We start from the raw sequence: 22848 nt of genomic DNA on the forward strand, positions 1-22848 counted from the left end.
AAATGGCACCTGAATCTACCTGCCAACGAGCGGCAGGTGATCGAGCGAGTAGGTGCGCTCACGGGGCGCTATGTAGTCGGCAATGTTGTTCCCGTCGACGATATCCGTGTCGACGACGTAGGTCTTCTCCGTCTCGCCGTTGATGGCGTCACGCATTGCGGCCACAGCCACCCAACCGTTGGCGACGGCGTTCGCGTCGATCGTCGCGGTCATCCGGCCCTGGCGAATGGCGTCGATAGCTGCGGCATCTCCATTGATGCCGGTGACCATGATGCCGCCACCGGTTCCGGTGGAGACCGTCCGGCCGCTGCCCGCGATTGCGGCGGAGATACCGAGGGCGGACGCATCGTTGTAGGCCCAGAATGCTTCGACATCCGAATGCGCGGTCAACAGATCCTGGGCAAGCGCGGCGGCGTTCGCAGTGGTGTCCTGGGTGTTCGACTGCGAGGCAATGATATCGAGGCCCGCCCCTTCAGCAGCCCTCGTGAAGCATTCGGTATTGGCCTCTACCGAGGGAACCGGCGGACCACCCATGATGATGATCTTCATGCCGGGCTTGGCCACGGCGAACATCTTCGCGAGCTGCTCGAGCGGCCCACCGGGATCACAGCGGTTGACCGCCCACCAGGTTGACGAACTGATGCCAGCGCCTCCCGAATTCATCCCGATAACCGGTATTCCCGCGGACCGAGCATTCGAGTACACCCCGCCGACCGCACCCGCGTCCAACGACCAGGACGTCAGCGCCGAAACGTCTTGATCGATCATCGTCTGGACGTTTGACACCTGCGCATCCGCCGAGAGGTTGGCGTCGTAGACCTTGATCTTCCACCCGAGTGACTCGGCAGCCGATTCCAGGCCGAAAACCGTGTCCTGCTGAGCCTCTTGGGCCATGACGGGCGAGGAATAGGCGACGGTGACTTCGCCTTGCCCCACGCCGGATCCCGCACCCGCGCCCGAGCTGCACGCGGCGAGTCCCCCTGCGAGCGCGATCGCACCGACGCCTGCGAGAGTGGACTTCCTAACCACTTGTGTCCAATGACCTTCGCCCTGAACGCTGCTCATCCGATTTCCTCCTGCTTGTTCGACACCGCTCGGTTGCGCGTGTACCTGTCAAAGACGGAGCGCACCGACATGCCGTTGCTCTGCAGAAGTCCCAGCCACACCGCCATGATGAGCAGTGCACCGTTGACGGCTTGTCGCCAGAACGTCGACACATCAGTGAGCGTCATCGCGTTCTGCACGACGCCGAGAAAGAGAACTCCCAGCGCGGTTCCGCCGATGCTGCCACGACCACCGGAAAATGAAGTGCCACCGATCAATACCGCCGCCAACACACCGTTGAGTAGCGAGACGTCGATTTGTGGTGCCGCCCCGGTGAGGCGTCCGACCTGAATCAGACTCGCGATGCCTGCTGCCGCCCCCGCAAGCAGATACACGTAAACGGTCGTGCGAGGGACGTTGATTCCGTTCATTCGCGCCGCCTCAGAATTCGACCCTATCGCAAACACTGAACGCCCGAATCGGGTGTATTTGAGCACGAAGGCACATGCCCCGATCATCAGGAGGTCGAACACGATGACGATCGAAACGCCGCCGACCGTTCCGGTAGCAAAGGTACGAACCGGCGAGAACTGCTCGATTGCAAAGACATTGACCGTAGTTCCATCACCGACGATGAGCGCGAAGCTCGTTGCGATGGAAGCCATACCGAGGGTCACCACCAGAAATGACAACCTGGCACGCGCGATCAGCAGTCCATTCGCCAGCCCAAACACCCCGCCAGCCGTAAGTGCGGCGAGCATCGAGGCGACCAGCGGCCACCCCGCCTGCAATGCAAGGCCGAAGACCATTCCTGCCGCAGCTGCCACTGCGGCCGTCGACAGGTCGATTCCGCCCGAGATGATGACGAACGTCGCACCGAGAGCGAGTATCAGCGCCACACTGTTCGACCCCACGATGTTGACGACGTTCGACCAGGTTCGGAATGCCGGTTGCGTCAGGCACAGGAATACGAGGACGGCACCCAGTGCGATCAGCACGCCGCCCTGATCGTGCAGACGCAAGGGGAACCCGGTCCGGCGCTTGTGCCTCTTCTCAAGAGAATCGGCAGGCGCCTGGACATCGAATGTGTTCGTCACGTTCGTCCTCACAATGCTGACTGATGGGTTACGGCCGGCGCATTCCTGCCCGATACCGCGGCTTCGTTGACCAGTTCCTCGGTCATCCGGTCACCGGTGAACTCGCCGCTGATTCCGCCCCGGTACATCGCGACTATTCGGTCGCTCGTCCCCAGCAACTCGGGTAGTTCCGAAGAAATGAGAACGACGGCGGCGCCCCGGTCGGCCTCGGCGCGCAGGAATGCGTAGATCGCGCTCTTCGATCCGACGTCGACGCCACGTGTCGGCTCGTTGAGTACGTACACCGGGCAGCCGAGGTCGAAGGTCCGCCCGAGGACAATCTTTTGCTGATTGCCGCCGGAGAGCACCCCGACCGTTGTGTTAGCCGACGCCGTTCGCACCGCGTACCGCTCGATCGAACGCTGGACGACGGTCCGCTCCAATGCGCTGCTCAGGAAGCCGAACGGCATGAGCCGCTTCATATTTGCCAGAGAGAAGTTCTCGGTGACACTTCGTTCGAGCAGAAGTGCTGCACCTTTACGATCGTCAGGCACGTAACCGATGCCCCCAAGCCTGGCATCCAACGGTGTACGCAGTGAGATGGCCGCGCCGTCGACCTCCACGGTGCCGAGCGACGAAATCGCACCCGCCAATGCCAACCCAAGCTCCAGCTTCCCGCAGCCGGCCAGTCCCGCCACGCCGAGGATCTCGCCGCGCCGCACGTCCAGGTCGGTGGGTTGCAGGGCTCCGTCAGCGGTGCGCAAACCGCTCAATCGCAGCGCCGGGACCGCCGAAGATCCGGAATCAGGCGCCGTCGACGTCCGCGAGCCGTAGTAGTCACCGAGTTCGCGACCGACCATCAAGCACACCAACTCCCGCTCGGGGGTGTGCGGCAGGCCAACCGTGTCCACCAATGCACCATCGCGAAGTACAGTCGCCCTCGTCGCGGTGCGATAGATCTCGGGCATCCGGTGGGTGATCATCAGGACCGCGACACCCTTGTCGCGTTGTTCTTCGACCACCTCCATGAGGCGCGCTGCCGACTTCTCCGACAGACTGCTGGTCGCTTCGTCGAGAATCAGAACCCGTCCTCGCATCGACAACGCACGCGCGATCTCGATTTCCTGCTGCAGCTCGAGTCGGAGATCGCCCACTGATGCGGTCTCGTCAATGCCGACCTCGAGCCGGTCGAGCAACTCGCGAGCGGCAGCGTTCATCGAACGCCAGGACACCGTGCCGAACCTCCCCACAGGCACCCGCCCCAGATAGATGTTCTCGGCCACGCTCAACGTGGGATTCAGTGTCAATTCCTGACTTATGGTGACGATTCCGTGGCTCAGGGCCTGGCGTGGGCTCGCTATGCTCACCACCTGCCCATCGATGGTGATCACGCCGGCGTCGGCGCGATGCGTCCCGGCCAGCAGCTTCGCCAACGTCGATTTCCCTGAGCCGTTCTCGCCCGTCAAGGCGTGCACTTCGCCTGGATAAAGTGACAGATCCACCGAGTCCAGAGCCAACACGCCGGGAAACCTCTTCACCATCCCGCGCATCGTCACAATGGGGTCTCGCACGCCGGGGTTCTGCAGGTCATCTGCGTCATGCATGCGTGACTTCCTCCAGTCGACTGACGAGGGATCGGACAAGGATGAGACCCTGCCACCGGGACCTGTGGATGGATGGCACGGTAATGGGGAGTCCTCCGGACGGACCAACCTCTCGTTCCGGTGGGCGGAAAGGGTTGTGCGCTGGCCTACATGCGATCGAGGATGCCGAGAGGCTCGGATCATGCATGGCCCCGCCGAAGTCGATCACGCTACGACTTCCTCAGCACCCCAAAGGTTCCGGAGTCGTGGACCCGCCACACCTCTTGGTCGAGCGGCGTGAAGGGCTTCACGGACTTACCGGACATGGATCTCCTCGGGGTGATCCACGCCCGTGACTCCGGCGGGCACGAACTTGGGGCGTCCCGCGAGGGTACCCAACACGATGCTGGCGACAGCCAGGACGACGAGGGCGCCGAGAAGGACGCGCCAATTGCCGAACAGATCGTGAAAGTACCCGAACAAGATTGGGCCCACTGCCGCAGCGCCGTAACCGACGGTTTGCGACATCCCAGAAAGCTGACTCGACATCCTATGGTTGGGGGCCCTCAGGCCGAACAGGGCGAAGGCAACCGCAAAGCTGCCGGCTGCCCCCATACCGAAGACAAGGGCGAAGAACCCAGCGGTCATGTCATTGGCCGAAGCCAGACCCACGACTCCAACCACCTGAATACCCCCGAACGCTGCGGCAATTGCGCTTTGGCTGCGCAGTCGCGCGGCGAGAGTGGGAGCGAGCAAGCTGCTGGCGATCCCCACAACCGAGAATCCACCCAGAAATGCCCCACTCACGGCCGGCGTCAGGTGCTTGGAAGTGAGGACTGGAACGAGCCAGGCCACGACGGAGTAGAACGTCAGTGTCTGGGTGGCGAAGAACAGTGCGACCCACCAAGCAGTGCTCGAACGCCACAACGGGTTCTGTACGGCAGGTCGAGCCGACGCCTGCTGGCTCACGCGGGTGAGCGGGAGCCATGCGAGCGCTGCGATGGCGGCAAGCAGCCCGGTGGAGGCAGCGGTCACTCGCCAGCCCCACCCGACGTCGATCGCAAGAGGAAGGGCAAGAAACGACGCAACGCCCGCGGCACCTGCCATCAAGGTGGTGTACATGCTGGTCATCGGCCCGATCCGCGAAGGGAAGTCGCGGCGAATGATACTGGGCAGCAGAACATTCGGAACCGTGAGACCGCAAGCAAGGACCGCCGTTCCGAGATAGAGAGCCAACGTCGCAGGCACCCACCGCATCAGGCTGCCCAACGCTACGAGCACGAAGGCAACCGACATGGCACCTTCGATCCCGAGACGGCGTGAAAGACGCGGCACTTGCGTAGACAGCAGCATGAAAATGATCAATGGAAGCGTGGTGAGCACCCCGATGGCGCTCGACGACAAACCGGTCGACTCGTGCACCGTGTCTGAGAGCGGCCCGATCACAGTGAGAGGCGGCCGAAGGGCGATTGACGCCGCGATGATAGCGAAGACAAGGAGCAGGCCGCGACACCGAGCGCTGCCCCCTCTCGGCTCGTCGAGATGGTTTGGTGCCAAATGTGATTCGAAGCCGATGGGATGACTGCTGATACGCACTGGGCCTCGCTGAGTCCGTTGATTCATGGTCGCAAAGATGACTTTTGGTTATGCCAGTCGGGAGTCCCCCGGTTTGGTTGACTCCTGACCTGTGAGGATTCGTCCTCACAGGTCAGGATCATCAATCCGGCTCACGCCGTACCCCGAAGAGTTCCGTCGCGGTCGTCTCGGTAGCCCGCAAGCGTGAGGCCTCGTGGACACAGATCGCCAAGGACTTCGGAATCTCCGAGCCGACCCTGCACAACTGGCTCAAGAAGGCCGAGGTCGAGGACGGGACCAGTCCCGGCGTGAACACGGAGGAACGCGCCGAATTGCGTACAGGAAACCGAGATACTGCGCAGGGCGGCGGCGTTCTTCGCTCGCGAGCTGGCCCGGTGGCGTCAGAATCCCGGCGGACGGCGGAACCCGCCGATGACCTCCGCAAGGCACTGCACGAACCGCACCGCGGTGCGGTCGTGCAAGTAGGGCGCGATCACCTGGATACCGACCGGAAGCCCGTCCCTGGTCGCCCCGACAGGCGCCACCGCCGCGGGCAGATGGTTGAGGGCCGATGGCGCCATCCACGGGAGCATCTCGCGATACGGCCGGTCGGCGCCATCCACCCGCAGTGTTCGGACCGAGAAACCGGGATCGGGTCGATGGTCGTGGGGGAATGCCGCCGTAGGGCTCACCGGGCAGATGAGCACGTCGATGTCTCGGAAGAACTCGGCCCAGCGGCGGCGGGAGTATTGCCGACGTTCGTCGAGCGTGTGCCAGCTACGGAAGCGGATCGTCAGGTCCGACGCGAACCCGCCCGCGGCCCCTTCCGCCGCCGCGAGTTCCACGAGCCCGGCATACGACTCGTCCGGCTCGATCAGCCCGCTCTGCGCCATCAGCAACGGCTGATAGAGAGACATCGTCTCGTCGAGCCCGACCGGCCCCTTGCCCTCGACCACGGTGGCGCCCTCGGCCCGCACCGCCTCCAGCGCCGCCTGCATGATCGCGACCAGCTCGCTGTCGACAGGGCAGAACGGGTCGTCGAGCCATGCCGCCACCCGGAACTCCCGCATAGTGCTCGCCCTGGCGGCAGGCAGCTCCAGCCGCCATGCCGGGGCGTGGTCGCGGTCTGCTCCCGCGAGCACGTCGAGACCCAGGTCGAGGTCGTCGGCATGCCTGCCGAGCGGGCCAAGTACCGCCATGTCGAACTCCGCCAGCGTCCCAGGAGCATGCCCCGAGACGCTCCCGTGCCTCGGCACAATCCCGTACGACGGACGCAGCCCGTAGACGCCGCAGAAGTGGGCGGGCACCCGAATCGAGCCTGCCGTGTCGCCGCCGAGCTCCAGACCGGTCAGCCCCGCAGCGACTGCCGCGGCGGACCCGCCGGACGAACCGCCAGGTCCGCGGGTCGGGTCCCACGGATTGTTCGTGATCCCGTAAACCTCGTTGTACGTCTGCCAGTCCCGGGCGTCGGCCGGCAGGTTGGACTTGCCGAACACGACCGCTCCCGCGTTCTTGAGCCGCCCGACCGACTCGGCGTCGCTCGTCGAGACATGATGTCCCCAGCGGGTCGAACCCCCGGTGGTCCGCATGCCCGCAACCTCGAGGCTGTCCTTGATCGTCACGGGGACACCATGTAGGGGGCCGAGGGGCTCGCCGCGGGATACCGCGCGGTCGGCCGCCAATGCCGCGGCTCTCGCACCCTCCTCGTCCCGGGCAACGATCGCGTTCACCTGCGGATCGAGCCGCTCCACCCGGGCGAGGTAGTGGTCGAGCAGCTCGAGGCTCGACACCTCCTTCGCCGCGACGGCGGCAGCGAGCTCGCGTGCGGAGCGAAATGCTAGGTCGGTCATGCAAACCTCCAGAAGAAGCCTGAACCACGGCGATCACCCGCCGTGCGGAAGAGCAGTGTTCAGGATTGCCGAGGCACTGGCCCGAAACCAGCGCGGCGTTCCGCCATGTGGCACAACCGCAGTCGCGGCCGAGCCGAAGCCTGCGAACCACCACGCTCTACATCCCCCAGCCGTACGCGGCGACCACAGTCGCGGCTGCCCATCAAACTCGTTCCGGTTCAACCCAACCCGAGGCACTCACGAGGGTCGGTGCCCTGCTATGAGTTGACGGTCAACCCCACCCCCACCGGCCAGTTCGTCAGCAAACGAACGGCAACTCAATGACTCTCCCTGCGCAGTCCCGATCATGGCAACCCACCTTGCGTTGCCTCGCGCGATGGCGACATCCGTGAGAATTCGTTGAATCAAACCTGCGCAGCGGCGGGGTACGAACCAACTGGCACAGGCGATTACAGCATGCAAGATGAGCAATGGCATTCGAGAATCCTCCCAACGGTATGGATGACTGGGCCTCGCCCACATGTGAACGTGGCCGCAGCCAGATCCACCCCGGCTTTATCGGAGGCGGGGCGCCGATACTCGGCACATCGACCGCTTCGCCGAGAGGCGACGGCCGCGCTCGTCACTCGGTGAAATACACCGGGCATTAGGCAGACCTTCTTCCTTCGGAAGGTAACCCTCATGTCGAGAAGAAGTTGTCCCGGCCGGTCGGTTACTTCTTCGGCGCCGCGGGCTGGTTGAGGAGCTGAATGAACTGCGGCGCGTTCGCCAGCGCGGAGCCAAGCCCGCCGATCGCGGTGCCAGCCAATCCTGACGTGGCGCCGAGCAACAGCGCCCCGCCGACGCAGCCCGCAAGCGGTCCAGCGCCGAAAAGCATTGCGGCTGGAGCAGAGACCACGCCCGCCACCGTCGCCCCCAGCAGGCAGCCGCCGACCAGTCCGGTGGCAGCGCCGAGGAAGCCGCCGACCGCAGAGGTAAGGCTGATCGCGGGCTGAACCCCGCCGATGGCGGCGGGGAGGTCGATATCTCGCGCGTTGCCGAATTTCGGCACCACGGTGGCGGCGCCGGCGTCGGTGTTCGCTGTCAGGGTGGCGGTATTGCCGGCGACCTGGGCGGCGACCGGATGGGCCAGGCCGTCGAATGCGATTGCCAGAGGGACGGCTTCGACTACGGCACCCCGGCCGTCGCGGACGACGAGGTGGTTGTTCTCGGTGCCCAGCGTCCCGGCGGCGGTCTGGACGATGACCTGTTTGCCGTCACCGGTGACGGTCCAGTCGACGGCGTTCTCGACGTTCTGGCTTGTCTGCGGCGCATCGGTCGTCCTGGGTACAGCGTGAGCGGTGCCGGTGGCGATGCTCGTTGCGGTGATCGCCAGGATCGCGGTGGCCGTGAACTTGCGGATACTCATGATCGTTCCGTCTCGATTTTGTCGGGCCGGCAGAGGTGCCGGGTCAGGGGACAAGAGATGCGGCCGGAAAACCATCCGGGCTTGAGCGGCGCCGCGATCACGAGGCCACAGCCTCTTCATTGCCGACCTCGGGGCGCGATGTCGTGTGTGTCGCGACCGCAGAGGCAGCGCCGGCGTCCATCGGGGCCACCTCGCCCCGTACGTGACGCCACAGCGCGTATGTCGCCGCCGCGCCGATCAGCATCGGCACCGCCGAGTAGAAGTACAACGTGCGAGGCGCCGCGACCATCAGCGCGTACCCGACCACGATCGGCGCCGCGATCGAGAAGAGTCGGCCGATGCCAATCATCCACCCGAGTGCGGTCGACCGGGTACGCACCGCGTAGAGCTGCGGCACCACGGCCATCAGTCCGGTGATCGAGATGAAGGTGAACAAGCCGATGACCACCGTCAGCGCTATCGCGACATCCGACTGGGTGAAGAACGTCGCGAAAGCGACAATCGCGACGGCCGTGACAAGCATGGCGATCCATAGCAGCTTCTGCGCGGAGATCCGCAGCGTCCACACGCCGAATACGAGGGCCCCGACGACTCCACCGAGGCTGAGGATCAGGCCCGCGGTGGTGCCCAAGTCCTTACTGCCGCTGGACACCTTGATCAACTCCGGGGTCCAGAAGCTGGCGAAGTAGAACATCGCCATCACGCAGGAGTAGGCCAGCCACGACAGGAGGGTGCGGTAGTACATACCCCTCTCGAACAGACCGCGGATCGAGCCGTTGGATCCGATCGTCACCGGCAACGCCGGGCGCGCCTCGGGATCGATGGCGGGATTGCGGAGTTTGACAGCCACCGAGGCGATCTCGGCGCGGTCACGCGGCGTGTCACGGGCGATGAGGAAGTCGATCGACTCGGGGATCAGCCTCCATGTCAGGAAGAAGGCGCCACCCGTGATGACGGCACCGAAGACGAACATCGCCTGCCATGCCCCGCCGAAGGCGCCGATGAGCATCGTGCCGATGAATCCACCGACGAGCGAGCCGAGGGGGAATCCGATCGTGTAGACGCCCATGACGGCGTTGCGGCGCTCCTCCGACGAGTACTCCTGGACGAGCACGGTCAGGCTGGCGGTCATACCACCGATACCCAGGCCCGTGACGAGGCGTGCGAGCGTGAGGGCCTCGACGTTCGGTGCCATCGCCGATGCCACCAGGCCGATGAAGTTGATCACCAGGCACCAGAGCACAAGCTTGCGCCTGCCGAACCGGTCCCCGAGCGGTGACAGCAGCAATGAACCGACCGCCATTCCGGCGAGCCCCGCGCTGAGCAGGTACCCCTTCTCCGCGCTGCTGGCGAAGAAGCCATCGGGTAGGTGTGGAAGGACGAATCCCATGACGAAGACGTCGAATCCGTCGATCGTCAGGACCAGTAGGCAAGCCGTCAACGCGAGATACTGGAAGCGGCTCATCGGCGATTTCTTGATCGCGGTTGAAATGTCCATCGTGGTTCCATTTCGTGGGTCAGAGATGGGGATGGGTTGCTCTGTGCAACGAGGACGGTTCGAGTTCGTCCCCTGCGGCCAGGCCGCCTTGTTACAGCGGATACACCAGGTACCGCGCCGGCATACTGTCCAGGCGCACAGCGCGACTGACGAACCGGGCACAGTCCTCGCCCAGCTCCACTACGTCCTCGTAGTAGCCGGTCGCCAAAAGACCGGAGAGCGAGTCGTTCTCCGTGAAACTGACCTGGAAGTTGGCGCGGACGGCCCACCGGTTCTCGGACAGCGGCGCCGCCTGAGTGCGCTGGGTGACATGCCGCGTCCGGTAGGGCTCGATTGTCCCCGCCCACACCTCGGTGATGAACTTGATCCGGTCGATCACACGGGCCCGGTTGTCGTCGTACATGTAGGCCAACGGGAGGCCGCGCTGAATGTTGTCGAGCGTGTGCACAGTGTACGAGCACTCCTGTGCGAACAGGTCCGGCCACAGCGCCCAGTCCTGCTCGTCGAGTACCTGTGAGTAACGGCCGAGCAGATCGTCGACCGCGCGAATCTCGGTGGCAGTCTCAGTGATCAAAGCCCATCACCTTCCGGTAGTTGGCCCAGCCGACGGTATTTCCGATCTCGTCGTTCTGGGTGGCATCCTCGGGACGTCCATCGACTCCCTTGACGAAACGGGCAAGCGTGCCATCGTCAGCCGTCATCTGCTGACGGTTGAACACCGCGGCATCCTCGATCGTGATGAACCCACTGGGGCCGAGGAGATTTGAGGCCTGGCGAACGCGGTGCTGTCGATACTCCTCGGTGTCACTGGCGTGCCCGAAGAACGCGTAGCTGACCTCCGTGCGATCCACACCGCGTGGCCGCGCAAACCGCACGTTGATGGTGTCCACATGCTTGGTCATCACGGTGACCGGGCGCAGAGCCACGACCCTGGCTCGATCATCGGTGCCGCGAAACTGCACGACGCTCGGATCGGCCAGATATCCGTTGTCGACGTAGGGCGTGCTCTGGTAGCCGACCGAGAAGTGTCCCACTGGCTGGGTGATACGCACGTCGCCCTTGCCGCCCTGCCAACCCATGATGCGGAACCCTGTGTGCAGCAGCGGCGCATGGTAGAAGTCGTTGTCGAAATAGGTCTTCCAGTTCGTCTTGTACACGACCTTCTGGTAGCCGAGCAACGTCAGGTCCCCGTCGTCGATCAGACAGTCGCGTACGGGATCGGCACACTCACCGAGGAAGGTCTCGAGCAGCGGAGTCTCCGGGTGCCGTGTCACGAAGATCAGGCCGGCGATTTCCGACACCCGCAGCTCGGCCAGGGCGTAGTCCTTGCGATCGAAGTCGGACCGAAACTCACGCTCGCCGGGCGCTCCACAAAACTCGCCACTGCTGTTGAAAAGCCAGCGATGGTAGGGGCACTGGAACTCTCGGGCTACGCCCACCTCACGCTGCTCGAGCAGGGTCCCGCGGTGCGTGCAGGTGTTGACGAACGCACGAATGCGATCGTCGGCCCCGCGGCTGACGAGGATCGGGACCTCACCAAGCCAGGTCGTCTTGAAACTGTTGACCTCGCCGAGTTCAGCACGGTGCGCGACCGGATGCCAGTACGGGCCGTAGAAGATCCGTTCCAGCTCCTCGCGATAGACCGTTGGATCGGAGAAGATCTCTTTGGGAAGGTCGAGCGGGTTGGTGAAGCGTGCGGCGATCGACGCACGAACCTGCTCGTAGTCGGTCACGGTTTCTGGTTCGGTTATGGTGGTGTGCACCATGGGAGTGGCCTCCGCATCGAATTCCTTGCGGGCACTGGCCGTTTGATACGGCCTAGACGATCCGCCCTGATGATTCCGGCGCTCAGAACGAGCTGCTGCCGATGCGGCAAATACTATGATCCAATTCACTCCGGGTCAAGACCCAGATTCCTCCAAACCTACTGTGCCACATGATGGAAAGGCAGACTTGCCGTGTTGTCACCAGTTCCACTACTACCCCTTTCGGGGCGCACCGCCATTGTCACCGCCGCCGGCGCAGGCATCGGGCGAGCCATCGCCATCGAGTGGTCCTCGCGGGGCGGTTCCGTCGTCGTCGCGGACCTGAAGGCCGATGCAGCCCGTTCCACCGCCGAGGAGATTGAGCGAGCAGGCGGTGAATCTACTTGGGCCACAGTCGATGTAACAGATTCGGAAGCCATGTCCGGCGCAGTCGCGGCGGCGCTCGAAGGCTATGGCCGAATCGATGCGCTGTTCAACGTCGCCGGCGCGAGTCTGCCGAAGCGAGTCGACGAAATGGCCGACAGCGACTGGTATCGAATGATCGACATCAACCTCACCTCGGTATACCGCTGCTCGAAACACGTCATCCCCGAGCTGCGACGCGCCGGCGGCGGCAGCATCGTCAACATCTCGTCAACCGCCGGCATCCTGGCCGAAAACCGTTGCTCTGCATACAGTGCCGCCAAGGGCGGTGTGCTGCTGCTTACCAAGAACATGGCGATGGACTACGCCGCCGACGGTATTCGCGTCAACGCCGTCTGCCCGGGCAGCACGATGACCCCACGGATCCGGGACTACCTCGACCGGGTTCCGGGCCACGATTCCTTGCTCGACGACCTGTGCCCGATGAAGCGATACGCCGAGCCGGAAGAGATCGCTCGTCCCGCGGTCTTCCTCGCGTCGGACGAGGCCAGCTACATCACCGGTGCGGTGCTTGCCGTCGACGGCGGGCTCACGGCCGGAAAGCATTTCGCTATATTCGAGGATGCTTGAGCACAACCACACCAACGCACATCGCCCCGGCGCTCGAATCATCGAACGCCGGGGCGATTCCCGTGGGCTGTCGGGACAATGGCTACTCGGACGTCACGCCCGCGAAGCCGTTCGCGGTCGAGCGTGCTACACGGCTCAACGCACAGACCTCGCGGCCGACCGTTCGCAACTGAAACTCGACCCGCTCGTCGAGCTGCTGCCCGTAGTCGATGCGTGTGATGCCCGAGTTGATGGCCGCGCCGAGGGGCGTCGGCCACCCCCGTAGCGCGTGCACAATGCTGCGGAGCGTCTGCAGTGTCGTGACGGCCGCCTGCCAACCGTAGGCAGTGGTGACACAGCCGACCGCCCGGCCGGACAGGTACGGGTTTCCGTCCTCGCGCAGGTCCTCGACGTAGTCGAGAGCGTTCTTGACGAGACCCGATACCGATCCGTGGTAGCCCGGCGAAGCGATGATCACGCCATCAGCGACACGAAGAGTCTCGATCAGCCGATGCGCTTCCTCTCCGTTCGGAACGTCCGGGTCGTACATGGGTAGGCGGGCGAGCTCGCTACCGCCGAACAACTCCGTGCGCGCACCGCTTTCCTCAGCTGCATCCAGCGCGATGCGCAGGGCCGACTCCGTCGACGAACCCGCTCTCAGCGTTCCGCCGAGGCCCACGATGAAAGGCTGCACTGTGAGGTCCACGTTCGTCACACCATCTTCATCAGGCCGTCGTGTCCCCACGCGAAACCCGAACTCAAGTCATAGTTTTCGGCCGTCCAGGTCTCGGGATCGACCATCCGCGGCCCCCAGCCGTACTCGAAGTGCCATCCGGACGGATTGCGGAAGTAGAAGGAGAAAACGTGGTCGTTCTGGTGTCGCCCCGTCGAAGTGCTCGTGATTCCCCGGTCCAGGCACAGGTCGTAGCTGCGGCCGACATCGTCGATGCTGACCGTCTCGAACATCACGTGCTGAATACGTCGCTGCGCACCCGGAATGTTCATGAAAGCGAGCGAGTGATGCCGGGTATTGCAGTGCAGGAACACGGCGAACGGCCCGACTTTCGGGATGTTGGCGAAGTCGCTGACACCGAAGCCCAGTACCCGAGAATAGAAGTCGGCCGCTCCGGCGATGTCAGCGGCGTAGAGCACAACGTGCCCCATGCCCATCTCGCCCGTGTTGAAGCCGGCCAGGTCCCGGGACGGATGGAACCTCGGCATGAAGATCTTCTCGTGCCCGAGCACGAGTTCCATCCGCACGCCCGAGTACGGGCAGGTGAAGTGGACGAACTCCATGACCCGGCGATCGGCCGCCTCCTCCGGCGTGCCGGCCGTCACCTCTACTCCTGCGGCGTCGAGCTGCGCAGCGGCGGCTTCGAGAGCCGCCTTCGACGCCACGTCCCATCCCACGTAGGCGACGTCGTCCTCGTGGCCTGCCCGTACGCCGATCCGATGGTGCCGGTCGTCGGCACGGACGTAGAGCAGGCTGTCGTCGCTGTCTCGCGACACCTCCAACCCTAGGACTTCCGTCGCGTACTTCTTCCACCCCGAGACGTCGCTGGACGTCCCGACGACATAACTGAGTTGGCTGACAGCAGCCATGGGTCTACTTCCTTCCGAGGATCAAGCGGAGTAATGAGGACTGCGAATCGGTCGAGTGCCGAGGACTCAGAAGACGACGAGCTTCGGATCGCGCTCGAGTCCGAGCACCATCCGGCCGTAATGCTGGAAGTTGGCGCGGGTGAACGAGACGTGACTGGCCATCATGTGGATGTCGCGCCACTTCTGCTGCATCGGGCTGGTCTCCTTGAACCCGGAGGTGCCACTCAACGCGAACAGCCGATCGACCGAGTCGACGAGCAATTCGGCAACGCGGTTGTAGTCGCGCAGGATCTCCGCGCGGTCGGCCAGCTCGAAGGTCCCGGAGGTCCGTGCCGCGGTCAGGATTCTCCGCACCGCAAGCTGTGCCAGGTCGAGGTCGGCCGCGGTCCGCGCGACCGCCTCCTGGACGATCTCCGATCCGGCCGTCTGTGCTCGTCCGCGCGCCCAGTCGACGAAGTGGTCGTAGGCGTCCAGTGCCGTACCCATCATGGGGCCAAGGAACGTCAGCCCAGCGTGCAGCGCCAACGGCTGGCGGTAGAGCGCACCCTGGTTGACCTCCCTACCGGGAGCGTCTCCTGCCACCAACGCCGCCGCCGCGAGCACGAAGCCGTCGGGCACGAAGACGTCGTCTACGACGATCGTCTTGCTGCCGGTCCCCCGCATCCCCGCGGCGTACCAGTCGTCGTCGATCGTGTAGTCGCCTGGCTTCACCAGGAAGTGGTGATTTGCGGGTCGGCCGCCATCCTTGATCAGTCCGCTCACGATCACCCAGGACGCGTGGTCCACTCCGCTGGCGAAGCCGTGCCGGCCGGTGAGCCGATACCCGCCGTCGACCCTTTGCACAGTTGCGGCGGGTGCGAGCGATGCTGCAACGCATGCATCAGGCCCGTCAGCCCAGACGGCCTCCTGTGCGGCCTGAGGGAAGAACCCGACCATGTGCGCGTCGTGCGGAAGCAATGCCGCGCACCAGGCCGTAGAGGCGCAGGCTCGACCGAGCTCCAACGACACCTCGTACATTGTGTCGAGCGAGAGCTCATCGCCACCGAACCGGCGCGGGGCGAGAATTCGCCCACCCAGCCCGGCCGCGACGATCTCCGCGATCGACTCGCGCGGGACCGCACGCATAGCCTCCGTCTTGGCGGCCCGCTCTCGGATCTGCGGTGCCAGGGCGCGCGCACGCTCCACGAGCGTCGCGTGCAGGGTCGCCAGGTCGCCAGACCCATCAATCTCTTTGACTACCATGGTCATCCATCTCCATTCCGGCCTGAACGGCCGAGTGTCGTCGGAGCAAGTCTCGACGCCGAGCAGCGACCTAGAAAAGGACGCTCAGGTTCTTTGACTGCACGACGTTCTGATCCAGCAGGATCGTCCTCTTGGCGATCTTGAAGCCCTCCCCAACCACGCGCAGCACGTCCCGGCGTTCGCCCGCCCACATGTCGGTCTCGGACTCGAGCCGGTTGCGGTAGAGCAGGAAGTTGGACGACACGTCGTACTCCGGCGACTCCATGCCTGCAGCTTCTTCGCCGTCGCGCGGTGTGACGAGCACGTTCGTGATCAGATGTCGGCACCGCGATGGTGGATCCTCCGCCCAATGGGTTCCTGAGTGCATCTGGTTCACCCTCAACTGGAGTGAGCTGAAGTTGTCGTAGAAGTGCGCCATCTCGATGCCCTCGGGGACCTCGTCTGCGTCACGCTGGCGACGAAGTCGGTTCTTACGCACAGGCATCCAGTAAAGAATGTCGTCGGCGAACAACTCCAGCCACTGCCCCCACTGCCAGTGGTCAAGCAACTGCGATTCACGGTAGAGGAACTGCTCGACCCGGTGCTGGAGCAGGACCTGCTCCAGCACGTTCGCGCCGGCTTCCACGACTACGTCCTCAACCGTCATCGCGCACCTCCCGTGTTGCTGCCAGCTGTGACTGCGTCGGCGGTTCCGTTGCGCTCCTCCGGTGGGATCACAGGCCACGCCTCGGTGGTCATGAACTCCAGCCACCGTCGGTAGAAGCCGCGCTGCCCGGCCTCGCCGAAGAATGAATCGTGGTACTCGCCGGGGAAATCCGGGTGCTCGCGTTCGGTGCCGAGCCCCATTTCATAGTTCCAGGCCATCTTCCGCGCCTGATATCCCTGTTCGAGGACGCCGCTGATCATGCCCCAGTTCTCGCCGTCGTCGGTCTCCACGACGCCGGCAGCACCCTCGGTGAACGACGCCGAGATCTGTTGGGCGCGCTTTGCTTCCTCCGGCGCGTTCTTTTCCACGACGGTGAACGACCAGATCTCGAACTTGTTGGGCCCCTTGGGGTGCCACACCCGAATATTGGCCGAGCCCGGTAGGCCGGAGAAGTTCGGAAACGCGTTGAAATTCGCGACCATGTCGGCGCGATCGCCCACCCGCTCGCGCGCAATCCGGCGCTTCTCCTCGTTGTACTGACCGAGTGGATCGTCCTCGAATCGGGTGTGCCGTTCGAACAGGAAACTCTCGCCATGTCCCTCGCGGAGGGAAACGTGCGCACCGTCCTTGGCGTCGAAGCCGGGACCGAACGACAGCAACGACGAGAGGTGGGTGGTCGTAGCGTGGTAGGTGTCGCCGGCAAACTGCTCGGCAGCCAGCTTCCAGTTGGCGTTGATCGTCCACTTGATCGCGCCCGGAAGGACTTCGATGCCACCCTCGGCGTGGTCGACCCAGCCGTCGATGTAGTACTTGAGATCGCCCAGGTAGTCGTGCAGCGGCGGCGCGGTGGGGTCGAAGTTGCCGAAGATCATTCCCTTGTAGCTGTCGACCTGGGCTACCTGGATCAGGCCATTGTCCTCGAGCGACAGCTTGCCGAAGTACGCGTCCTCCTGGTTGGGGACGCTCTGCAACTTGCCCGCGCTGTCGTAGGTCCAGCCGTGGTAGGTGCACATGAACGAGCGGGTGTTGCCCTCTTCCGCGCGACACACGCGCATGCCTCGGTGCCGGCAGGCGTTGAGGAACGCCTTGACGCTGCCGTCCGGCTGGCGCACGACCAGCACCGGGTCTCCGCCCATATAGGTCGCGAAGAAGTCGTGCGGATTCGGGATCATGCTGTCGTGTGCCAGGAACAGCCACGAACGCCCAAAAATGCGTTCCTGCTCTAGCTTGTAGATCTCGTCGCTGATGAAGATCTCGGGCCCGATGCTGCCCTGATTCCAATTCACCAACGAATGCAGATAATCGGCGTCAACGGCCACGATTATCCCCCTTTCATTTCTTGCGCGGTCTCGGTTTGGAGAGACTTGTCGCACTCCGACGATGTCGTTCAATGTCTGCGTCACAGCTAATCAGCGCCCTCGTGCGCAGTCGATGTACCTGTTCTGGGCTTTGGAACGAGTCTTCAGCTCTCGACGACGACGTATATCGCGCCATCGACGACCTGAACCTCATACTTCGCCAACGGTGCCGAGGCCGGCGGTGCGGTGACCGCGCCGGTCTTGATGCAGAACTTGGCGAAATGCCATCCGCATTCGATCTGACCGTTCTCGATGAATCCCTCGTCCGACAGCGACGACTTGTCGTGCGAACACCAGTCAGCGGTCGCATAGAATTCACCGTCGATGTTGTAGACCGCGATGGGGGGCTGGGTGTTCACCCGGGTCACATTTCCGGCCGTGAGTTCCTCTACCCCACATACCCGGACCAGGTTCTCCGACTTCTCCGTAGTTGTCATTGCTTCCTCCTTTTCACCGATATGTGCCGCTGTCCAGCGACGAGGCCTCGCCGATCTTGCGTATGTCCACGGCCGGGTCGGCGAGCAACGCCGGATCCGGGCGTACCCGCTTGTCGATCAGGTTCATTGCCATTCGAACGTCGCGTCGTCGGTTGACCCCGACCACACCGGCGAGCACGCCATCGCGCAGATGGAACACGGTGAACTCCACCGATTCCGGGTCGCCGCGCCACACCAGATCGTCGGAGACCCGCGGGTGGCCTGCGACCTGAATATTGGTGTCACCTTGATCGGACCAGAACCACGGCACATCCCGGTAGGGCTCGCGGCGGCCAACCATCGAGCGTGCCGCCGCGATTCCCTGGTTCTGTGCGTTCTGCCAATGCTCGAGCCGGATACGTTCTCCGGCGAGCTCGTTGGGATGGCTGGCGACGTCTCCCGCGGCGTACACATTCGGCATCGACGTTTCGCAATATTCGTCGACGACGATTCCGTTGTCGATGTCGATACCGGAGTCGCGGGCAGCGTCGATCGCGGGTACGACACCGATTCCGATCACAACGAGGTCGGCGGCGACCGCGAACCCGTCGGTGGTGTGCACCCGGCGCGCGCGGCGATCGCCCTCGATCCGCGCCACCTCCGCGTTGGTCCGGATGCGCACGCCACGGTCCGAATGCAGCCTCGAGAGGCGATCTCCGATCTGCGCGCCAAGCACCCTGCGCATCAGTCCGGCATCACGCTCGAGCACCGTGACGTCGTTGCCCAACGCCAGCGCCGATGCTGCGAGCTCGATTCCGATCAATCCGCCGCCGACGATGACGACGGATCCGCCGGCGCGTAGCTGGTCGCGGATGGCGATCGAGTCGTCGACTGTGCGCAGCAGGTGCACGCCGTCAAGATCCATGCCGGGGACGTCCGGACGCCGTGGTGTTGTTCCGGTGCACAGCAGCACCTTGTCCGCCGGGATCGACCGTCCGCGGTCGAGCTCGACGCGGCGACCGTGGGCGTCGATGCGTGTCGCCCGGGCACCAAGCAGCAACTCGATGTCGTTGTCGGAATAGAACTCCGCGGGATGGATCAGTGTCTCGCCGGGCTGCTTGTGTCCAAGGATCAACTCCTTGGACAACGGCGGGCGATCGTAGGGCAGATGGTTCTCGGCACCGACCAGGACGACGCGGCCGTCGAACCCCTCGGTACGAAGCGCCTCGACCGCGCGCGCGCCGGCCAGGCTCGCGCCGACCACGACGTAGGTTTCAGTCATTTCTATGTCTCTGTCATCTCGGTGTTCTGGTCAATGCCGGTGTTGTGTCATGGGTGAGGTCCTCGCACTCACGCACCCGCGGCTCAGTCGCGGTGGTGGCCCCACAGGCTGGTCGCGTCGTAGTTCGACACCCGCCAGGTGGCGTCATCGACGAGTCGACCGTCATAGCCGTACTCGACCTCGGAACCCGACGGGTTCTTCATGAAGAACGAGATCGCCAGGTCGTTGGTGTGTCGGCCCAGTGTCTCGGTGAGCTGCACGCCGCGAGTGTTCACCTCGTCGAGGGTGCGACCGACGTCGTCGATGTGGTCCACCTCCAGCATGAAGTGGCCCAGGGCCGGAGCCAGTTTGTCGTTCTGTACGAAGGCAAGGCTGTGGTGACGCGGATTGACGTGCAGGAAATGCACCTTGCGCCCGTGGAACTCGATGGTGTCGCTGAGCCGGAATCCGAGCGTGTCGAGGTAGAACTCCTTGGCCGCCGACAGGTCGGTGACGAAGAAGAAGACGTGTCCCAGGCCGAGATCACCGGTGACGAAACGAACTCCGCGCGGGGAGACGAACGGCCGCTTCGGCACGCGCGCGCCGTAGAAGAACTCGAGGCGGTTCCCATCGGCGTCGGTGCACCGCAGCAGGCCCTCGACCCGGCGCACGGCGGCGCAGTCGGGATCCTCCTCGACGGCGACACCGGCCGCGGCAAGCCGCTCCCCGAGCGCGTCGAGGGCCGGCCGGTTGGCGACCTCCCACCCGACATAGGCCGCGCCGCCGGCATCGCCACGATGGATCGCGAACCGCCAGCCGCGTTCGTCGGCTCGCAGCAGCACGGTTTGATCGTCCGAGTTCTCCGCTGCGGAAACATCCTGCAGGCCAAGAACTTCTGTCCCATACGTGCGCCAGGCCTCCAGATCCGTCGCGTAGAGTCCCACGTAGCCGAGCCCGACAACTTCAGTCATGATCGCGTGTCGCCTTCCTGATGGTCCGCCGGAATCCGTTGTGTTGGTTCCGGCTTGGGTGGTCAGCTTGGGTGAGGGATCCCGGTCTCGACAACGCCCTCGATCCGCCTGTCGGAACGCCGACAGGGCGCCGTCGAGTGTGGTCAAGCGGCAAGGAACGCCCGCACAGCAGCGACGAAGTCGCTCGGACGCTCGAACGGTGGCCAATGGCCACAGTTGTTCAGCACCACGAGGTCGGCGGTCGGTAGGTAGCCCAGCAGCATCAGCGCCCCCTCCAGGGGAACCATGCGGTCGAACCGTCCGTGCACGACCAGAGTCGGCACCTTGATCGTCGACAGCGCCTGCAGGTTGCTCCGGGCGACGATCGTCGAACGCGTCCATGCCTCGGCATGCTCGGGCTCTCGCAGCCGCCACGCATACATCCGCTCGACGAGGTCGTCGCCGATCAGATCGGGGTCAAACACGATGCCGCGAAGCAACCGCGCGATTCTGTCGCGATCGGCCGGACCCGACTGACATTCGTCGAACAGCCGCCCCACCTCGGTGGGTGCAGGCGCGAGCAGGTACGGGTCGCCGCCGGTGGACGCGCTACAGCCGCCGACGATGAGTCTGCCGACGCGTTCGGGTGCCGTCATCGCCATGTCGAGCGCGACCGTCCCGCCGGTCGACACGCCGAGCATCGTCACGGTGTCGAGCCCGAGCTCGTCGAGCACCGCCAGTGTGTTCCGTACATACAGGTCGTGTACGGGCTCATGGAACTCGCGGGGACTGCTGCGCCCGAAATTGGGGTAGTCCACCACGATGCAGCGATGATCGGCGGCCAGGTCCGCGAGAATCCGGTGATAGGTCAACCATGCCGTCGTGCCGGGTAGCGGCCCGAATGCCTGTTGTATGACCAGCGGTTCGCCCGAGCCGATGTCGTGGTAGTGAACCGCGCTCCCGTCGACCTCCAGGGTTCGGCTACTCGATTGCTCCGACATTTCGATCATTGCAGCTCCTCTGAGCGGTCACAGGTCAACTGATCGCTCCGCCACCGATGCGCAGGTCCGCTCCGTCGTGCTGGACAGCGATCGAAACGGCAAGCGACACAGCATGCTCGAGGGCATCCATCGACATCGACGGAGGTGGCGGACTACCGATCTCGAACGCGCGGCTGGGAACGACAGGTATGTGCACCATCCCAACGCGCGCTGACGTCTCACGAGAGAGGTGCCGGGCGAGATAGAACGTCTGGTTGCACAAGTAGGTGCCGGCTGTGTTCGAGACGTAGCCCGGAATGCCCGCGCGACGCCAACCCGCCACGATCGCCTTGACCGGCAACGTGCTCAGGTAGGCGGCGGGTGCCCCCGGCTCGACGAACTCGTCGATCGGTGTGCGTCCATCGGTATCCGGAATCGGGAAGTCCCGCACATTGATTGCGACACGCTCCAGCGCGGGCGCGGTGCGCCCTGGTGCCACCCCGGTGATGACGATGACGTCCGGGCGCGAGCACTCGATGGCGTTGGCCAGTGCGCCCCGCACCGACTCGGTGTCCACCGGCAGAACGCGACCGAAGACGTCGCACCCGGCGATCCGCTGCCCGTCGAACCGGCGCGCGATCACCCCGCTGGGGTTGTCTGCCTCCTCGGCGTATGCCCCGAATCCCGTGACGAGTACCCGGCTCATGCCGCCGACGCCAGCGCACACCGCGCCTGAAACGAGGCGAACTCGACGACGAATTGCTCTGTGCGCTCGAGCATCACCGATGACTGAGTCAGACCGGGCGCGATGAAGAGTTGGGTGTTCGGTGCTTGCTTGTGCCAGATGAACGCGTCGTCCACCGGGTGGATCGGGTCGTCGAGATCGCCGCGGCACACCAGGGTGGGTACTGTGAGGTCGGCGAGATGCGGCCGCAGCGTGAAGTACTCCTGGAACTCGGCGGTGCTGCGGGTCCTCGCGTAGAAGTCCACGGCGTCACGCCAGTCATCGCCGTGCAGGCTCTGCCATTCGCGGGCCTGCTCGCCGTCCGGATCGACATTGGTGAAAACCGTATTGAGCGAAGCATTTCCGCTGTTGCTCAGGCCGATGATCGGTGCGTCGACCGTCAGCGTGCGCACCCGGGCGGCGTCGTCGAGCACCAGCCTGCCGGCGATCCGCGAGCCGAGCGACACCCCTGCCACATGGACCTGGTCGAGCCCGAGTTCGTCCAACAGCCGCCAGAGGTCCTCCACCCACACCTGCGGTCGGGTCAGTGGCGCGACCCGCTGGCTTCGCCCGAGCCCCCGAAGGTCGGGCACGATCACCCGGTACTCGCGGGCAAGCTGCGGAACGAGGTCACCGAACCACCGTCCGGAGGCGGCTGCGCCGTGCACCAGCAGCAGCGGCTCCCCCTGCCCCTGATCCTCGTAGTAGACCTCGACGCCGTCGACCGCCAATCTGGCCATGGGTGAATTTCCTTTCGCTCCAACTCTGAATGTCGAGGCACCAGGATCGTGACGGGCACACCGTCCGGCAACACCCGCGTTCCACAGGACGGCAAGCGCATGCACCGATGCAGCGGTTCGCCTGTGATGTTCCGGGGGACGGACCGCGGAGATTCTC

At 64.4% G+C, this 22848-nt stretch carries 21 protein-coding genes; 1 reads left to right on the forward strand and 20 read right to left on the reverse strand.

Going from position 1 to position 22848, the window contains the following annotated elements:
- Positions 1 to 15: 15 nt before the first annotated feature.
- The 9 genes from RM1_RS10160 to RM1_RS10200 form a co-directional block, all read right to left on the reverse strand.
- On the reverse strand, positions 16 to 1065 hold the full coding sequence (locus tag RM1_RS10160; RefSeq protein WP_083576637.1) for a sugar ABC transporter substrate-binding protein: 1050 nt from the start codon (positions 1063 to 1065) through the stop codon (positions 16 to 18).
- On the reverse strand, positions 1062 to 2141 hold the full coding sequence (locus RM1_RS10165) for an ABC transporter permease (RefSeq protein ID WP_072751179.1): 1080 nt from the start codon (positions 2139 to 2141) through the stop codon (positions 1062 to 1064). The genes RM1_RS10160 and RM1_RS10165 overlap by 4 nt, the downstream gene beginning before the upstream one ends.
- A gap of 8 nt (positions 2142 to 2149) precedes the next feature.
- Positions 2150 to 3724, reverse strand: coding sequence for a sugar ABC transporter ATP-binding protein (locus RM1_RS10170; RefSeq protein ID WP_083576638.1), 1575 nt, complete (start codon positions 3722 to 3724; stop codon positions 2150 to 2152).
- Between the two features lie 294 nt (positions 3725 to 4018).
- Positions 4019 to 5149 carry an MFS transporter gene (locus RM1_RS10175; RefSeq protein ID WP_083576639.1) on the reverse strand — a complete coding sequence of 377 codons (1131 nt, stop codon included), beginning with the start codon at positions 5147 to 5149 and terminating at the stop codon, positions 4019 to 4021.
- A 530-nt stretch (positions 5150 to 5679) separates the two neighbouring features.
- Positions 5680 to 7128, reverse strand: coding sequence for an amidase (locus RM1_RS10180; protein WP_072751181.1), 1449 nt, complete (start codon positions 7126 to 7128; stop codon positions 5680 to 5682).
- A gap of 712 nt (positions 7129 to 7840) precedes the next feature.
- A complete protein-coding gene (locus RM1_RS10185) occupies positions 7841 to 8536 on the reverse strand; it encodes a DUF8020 domain-containing protein (RefSeq protein ID WP_072751182.1) in 696 nt (231 codons plus the stop codon).
- 97 nt (positions 8537 to 8633) lie between these two features.
- Complete coding sequence (locus RM1_RS10190) at positions 8634 to 10034, reverse strand: MFS transporter (protein WP_072751183.1); 1401 nt, start codon at positions 10032 to 10034, stop codon at positions 8634 to 8636.
- Between the two features lie 91 nt (positions 10035 to 10125).
- Positions 10126 to 10608: an aromatic-ring-hydroxylating dioxygenase subunit beta gene (locus tag RM1_RS10195; RefSeq protein ID WP_072751184.1), complete on the reverse strand. Its 483-nt coding sequence runs from the start codon at positions 10606 to 10608 to the stop codon at positions 10126 to 10128.
- Entirely contained in the window at positions 10598 to 11800 is a 1203-nt protein-coding gene (locus RM1_RS10200; protein WP_072751185.1) for an aromatic ring-hydroxylating oxygenase subunit alpha, read from the reverse strand. Before RM1_RS10200 ends, RM1_RS10195 begins: the two co-directional genes overlap by 11 nt.
- Positions 11801 to 11992: 192 nt before the next feature.
- Here RM1_RS10200 and RM1_RS10205 point away from each other — a divergent pair, with 192 nt between their 5' ends.
- Complete coding sequence (locus RM1_RS10205; RefSeq protein WP_072751186.1) at positions 11993 to 12793, forward strand: SDR family NAD(P)-dependent oxidoreductase; 801 nt, start codon at positions 11993 to 11995, stop codon at positions 12791 to 12793.
- A gap of 82 nt (positions 12794 to 12875) precedes the next feature.
- On the opposite strand, the gene RM1_RS10210 is transcribed toward RM1_RS10205, so the two are convergent.
- The 11 genes from RM1_RS10210 to RM1_RS10260 form a co-directional block, all read right to left on the reverse strand.
- Entirely contained in the window at positions 12876 to 13478 is a 603-nt protein-coding gene (locus RM1_RS10210; protein WP_092667727.1) for an NADPH-dependent FMN reductase, read from the reverse strand.
- A 5-nt stretch (positions 13479 to 13483) separates the two neighbouring features.
- Positions 13484 to 14374 carry a VOC family protein gene (locus RM1_RS10215; protein ID WP_072751187.1) on the reverse strand — a complete coding sequence of 297 codons (891 nt, stop codon included), beginning with the start codon at positions 14372 to 14374 and terminating at the stop codon, positions 13484 to 13486.
- A gap of 66 nt (positions 14375 to 14440) precedes the next feature.
- Positions 14441 to 15622, reverse strand: coding sequence for an acyl-CoA dehydrogenase family protein (locus RM1_RS10220; protein WP_245816189.1), 1182 nt, complete (start codon positions 15620 to 15622; stop codon positions 14441 to 14443).
- A 64-nt stretch (positions 15623 to 15686) separates the two neighbouring features.
- A complete protein-coding gene (locus RM1_RS10225; RefSeq protein ID WP_072751188.1) occupies positions 15687 to 16262 on the reverse strand; it encodes an aromatic-ring-hydroxylating dioxygenase subunit beta in 576 nt (191 codons plus the stop codon).
- Positions 16259 to 17581, reverse strand: coding sequence for an aromatic ring-hydroxylating dioxygenase subunit alpha (locus RM1_RS10230; RefSeq protein ID WP_083576641.1), 1323 nt, complete (start codon positions 17579 to 17581; stop codon positions 16259 to 16261). The genes RM1_RS10225 and RM1_RS10230 overlap by 4 nt, the downstream gene beginning before the upstream one ends.
- A gap of 143 nt (positions 17582 to 17724) precedes the next feature.
- The gene (locus RM1_RS10235; RefSeq protein ID WP_072751189.1) at positions 17725 to 18057 is read right to left on the reverse strand and encodes a non-heme iron oxygenase ferredoxin subunit; all 333 of its coding nucleotides are present in this window, start codon (positions 18055 to 18057) and stop codon (positions 17725 to 17727) included.
- Between the two features lie 13 nt (positions 18058 to 18070).
- Positions 18071 to 19318 carry an NAD(P)/FAD-dependent oxidoreductase gene (locus RM1_RS10240; RefSeq protein WP_072751190.1) on the reverse strand — a complete coding sequence of 416 codons (1248 nt, stop codon included), beginning with the start codon at positions 19316 to 19318 and terminating at the stop codon, positions 18071 to 18073.
- An 83-nt stretch (positions 19319 to 19401) separates the two neighbouring features.
- The gene (locus RM1_RS10245) at positions 19402 to 20268 is read right to left on the reverse strand and encodes a VOC family protein (RefSeq protein WP_072751191.1); all 867 of its coding nucleotides are present in this window, start codon (positions 20266 to 20268) and stop codon (positions 19402 to 19404) included.
- Positions 20269 to 20411: 143 nt separating this feature from the next.
- Entirely contained in the window at positions 20412 to 21257 is an 846-nt protein-coding gene (locus RM1_RS10250) for an alpha/beta fold hydrolase (protein WP_245816191.1), read from the reverse strand.
- A gap of 25 nt (positions 21258 to 21282) precedes the next feature.
- Complete coding sequence (locus tag RM1_RS10255) at positions 21283 to 21933, reverse strand: pyroglutamyl-peptidase I (RefSeq protein ID WP_072751248.1); 651 nt, start codon at positions 21931 to 21933, stop codon at positions 21283 to 21285.
- Positions 21930 to 22691, reverse strand: a complete 762-nt coding sequence (locus tag RM1_RS10260) for an alpha/beta fold hydrolase (protein WP_072751192.1) — start codon at positions 22689 to 22691, stop codon at positions 21930 to 21932. Before RM1_RS10260 ends, RM1_RS10255 begins: the two co-directional genes overlap by 4 nt.
- Positions 22692 to 22848 lie beyond the last annotated feature (157 nt).

It is taken from the genome of Rhodococcus maanshanensis NBRC 100610, from assembly GCF_001894865.1.
Classification (GTDB): domain Bacteria; phylum Actinomycetota; class Actinomycetes; order Mycobacteriales; family Mycobacteriaceae; genus Rhodococcus_G; species Rhodococcus_G maanshanensis.

Coding starts and splice junctions, on each gene's coding strand:
- RM1_RS10160 (WP_083576637.1), bottom strand. CDS start 1,065: ATGAGCAGCGTTCAGGGCGAAGGTCATTGGACACAAGTGGTTAGGAAG.
- RM1_RS10170 (WP_083576638.1), bottom strand. CDS start 3,724: ATGCATGACGCAGATGACCTGCAGAACCCCGGCGTGCGAGACCCCATT.
- RM1_RS10180 (WP_072751181.1), bottom strand. CDS start 7,128: ATGACCGACCTAGCATTTCGCTCCGCACGCGAGCTCGCTGCCGCCGTC.
- RM1_RS10185 (WP_072751182.1), bottom strand. CDS start 8,536: ATGAGTATCCGCAAGTTCACGGCCACCGCGATCCTGGCGATCACCGCA.
- RM1_RS10190 (WP_072751183.1), bottom strand. CDS start 10,034: ATGGACATTTCAACCGCGATCAAGAAATCGCCGATGAGCCGCTTCCAG.
- RM1_RS10200 (WP_072751185.1), bottom strand. CDS start 11,800: ATGGTGCACACCACCATAACCGAACCAGAAACCGTGACCGACTACGAG.
- RM1_RS10215 (WP_072751187.1), bottom strand. CDS start 14,374: ATGGCTGCTGTCAGCCAACTCAGTTATGTCGTCGGGACGTCCAGCGAC.
- RM1_RS10220 (WP_245816189.1), bottom strand. CDS start 15,622: ATGACCATGGTAGTCAAAGAGATTGATGGGTCTGGCGACCTGGCGACC.
- RM1_RS10225 (WP_072751188.1), bottom strand. CDS start 16,262: ATGACGGTTGAGGACGTAGTCGTGGAAGCCGGCGCGAACGTGCTGGAG.
- RM1_RS10235 (WP_072751189.1), bottom strand. CDS start 18,057: ATGACAACTACGGAGAAGTCGGAGAACCTGGTCCGGGTATGTGGGGTA.
- RM1_RS10240 (WP_072751190.1), bottom strand. CDS start 19,318: ATGACTGAAACCTACGTCGTGGTCGGCGCGAGCCTGGCCGGCGCGCGC.
- RM1_RS10245 (WP_072751191.1), bottom strand. CDS start 20,268: ATGACTGAAGTTGTCGGGCTCGGCTACGTGGGACTCTACGCGACGGAT.
- RM1_RS10250 (WP_245816191.1), bottom strand. CDS start 21,257: ATGATCGAAATGTCGGAGCAATCGAGTAGCCGAACCCTGGAGGTCGAC.
- RM1_RS10255 (WP_072751248.1), bottom strand. CDS start 21,933: ATGAGCCGGGTACTCGTCACGGGATTCGGGGCATACGCCGAGGAGGCA.
- RM1_RS10260 (WP_072751192.1), bottom strand. CDS start 22,691: ATGGCCAGATTGGCGGTCGACGGCGTCGAGGTCTACTACGAGGATCAG.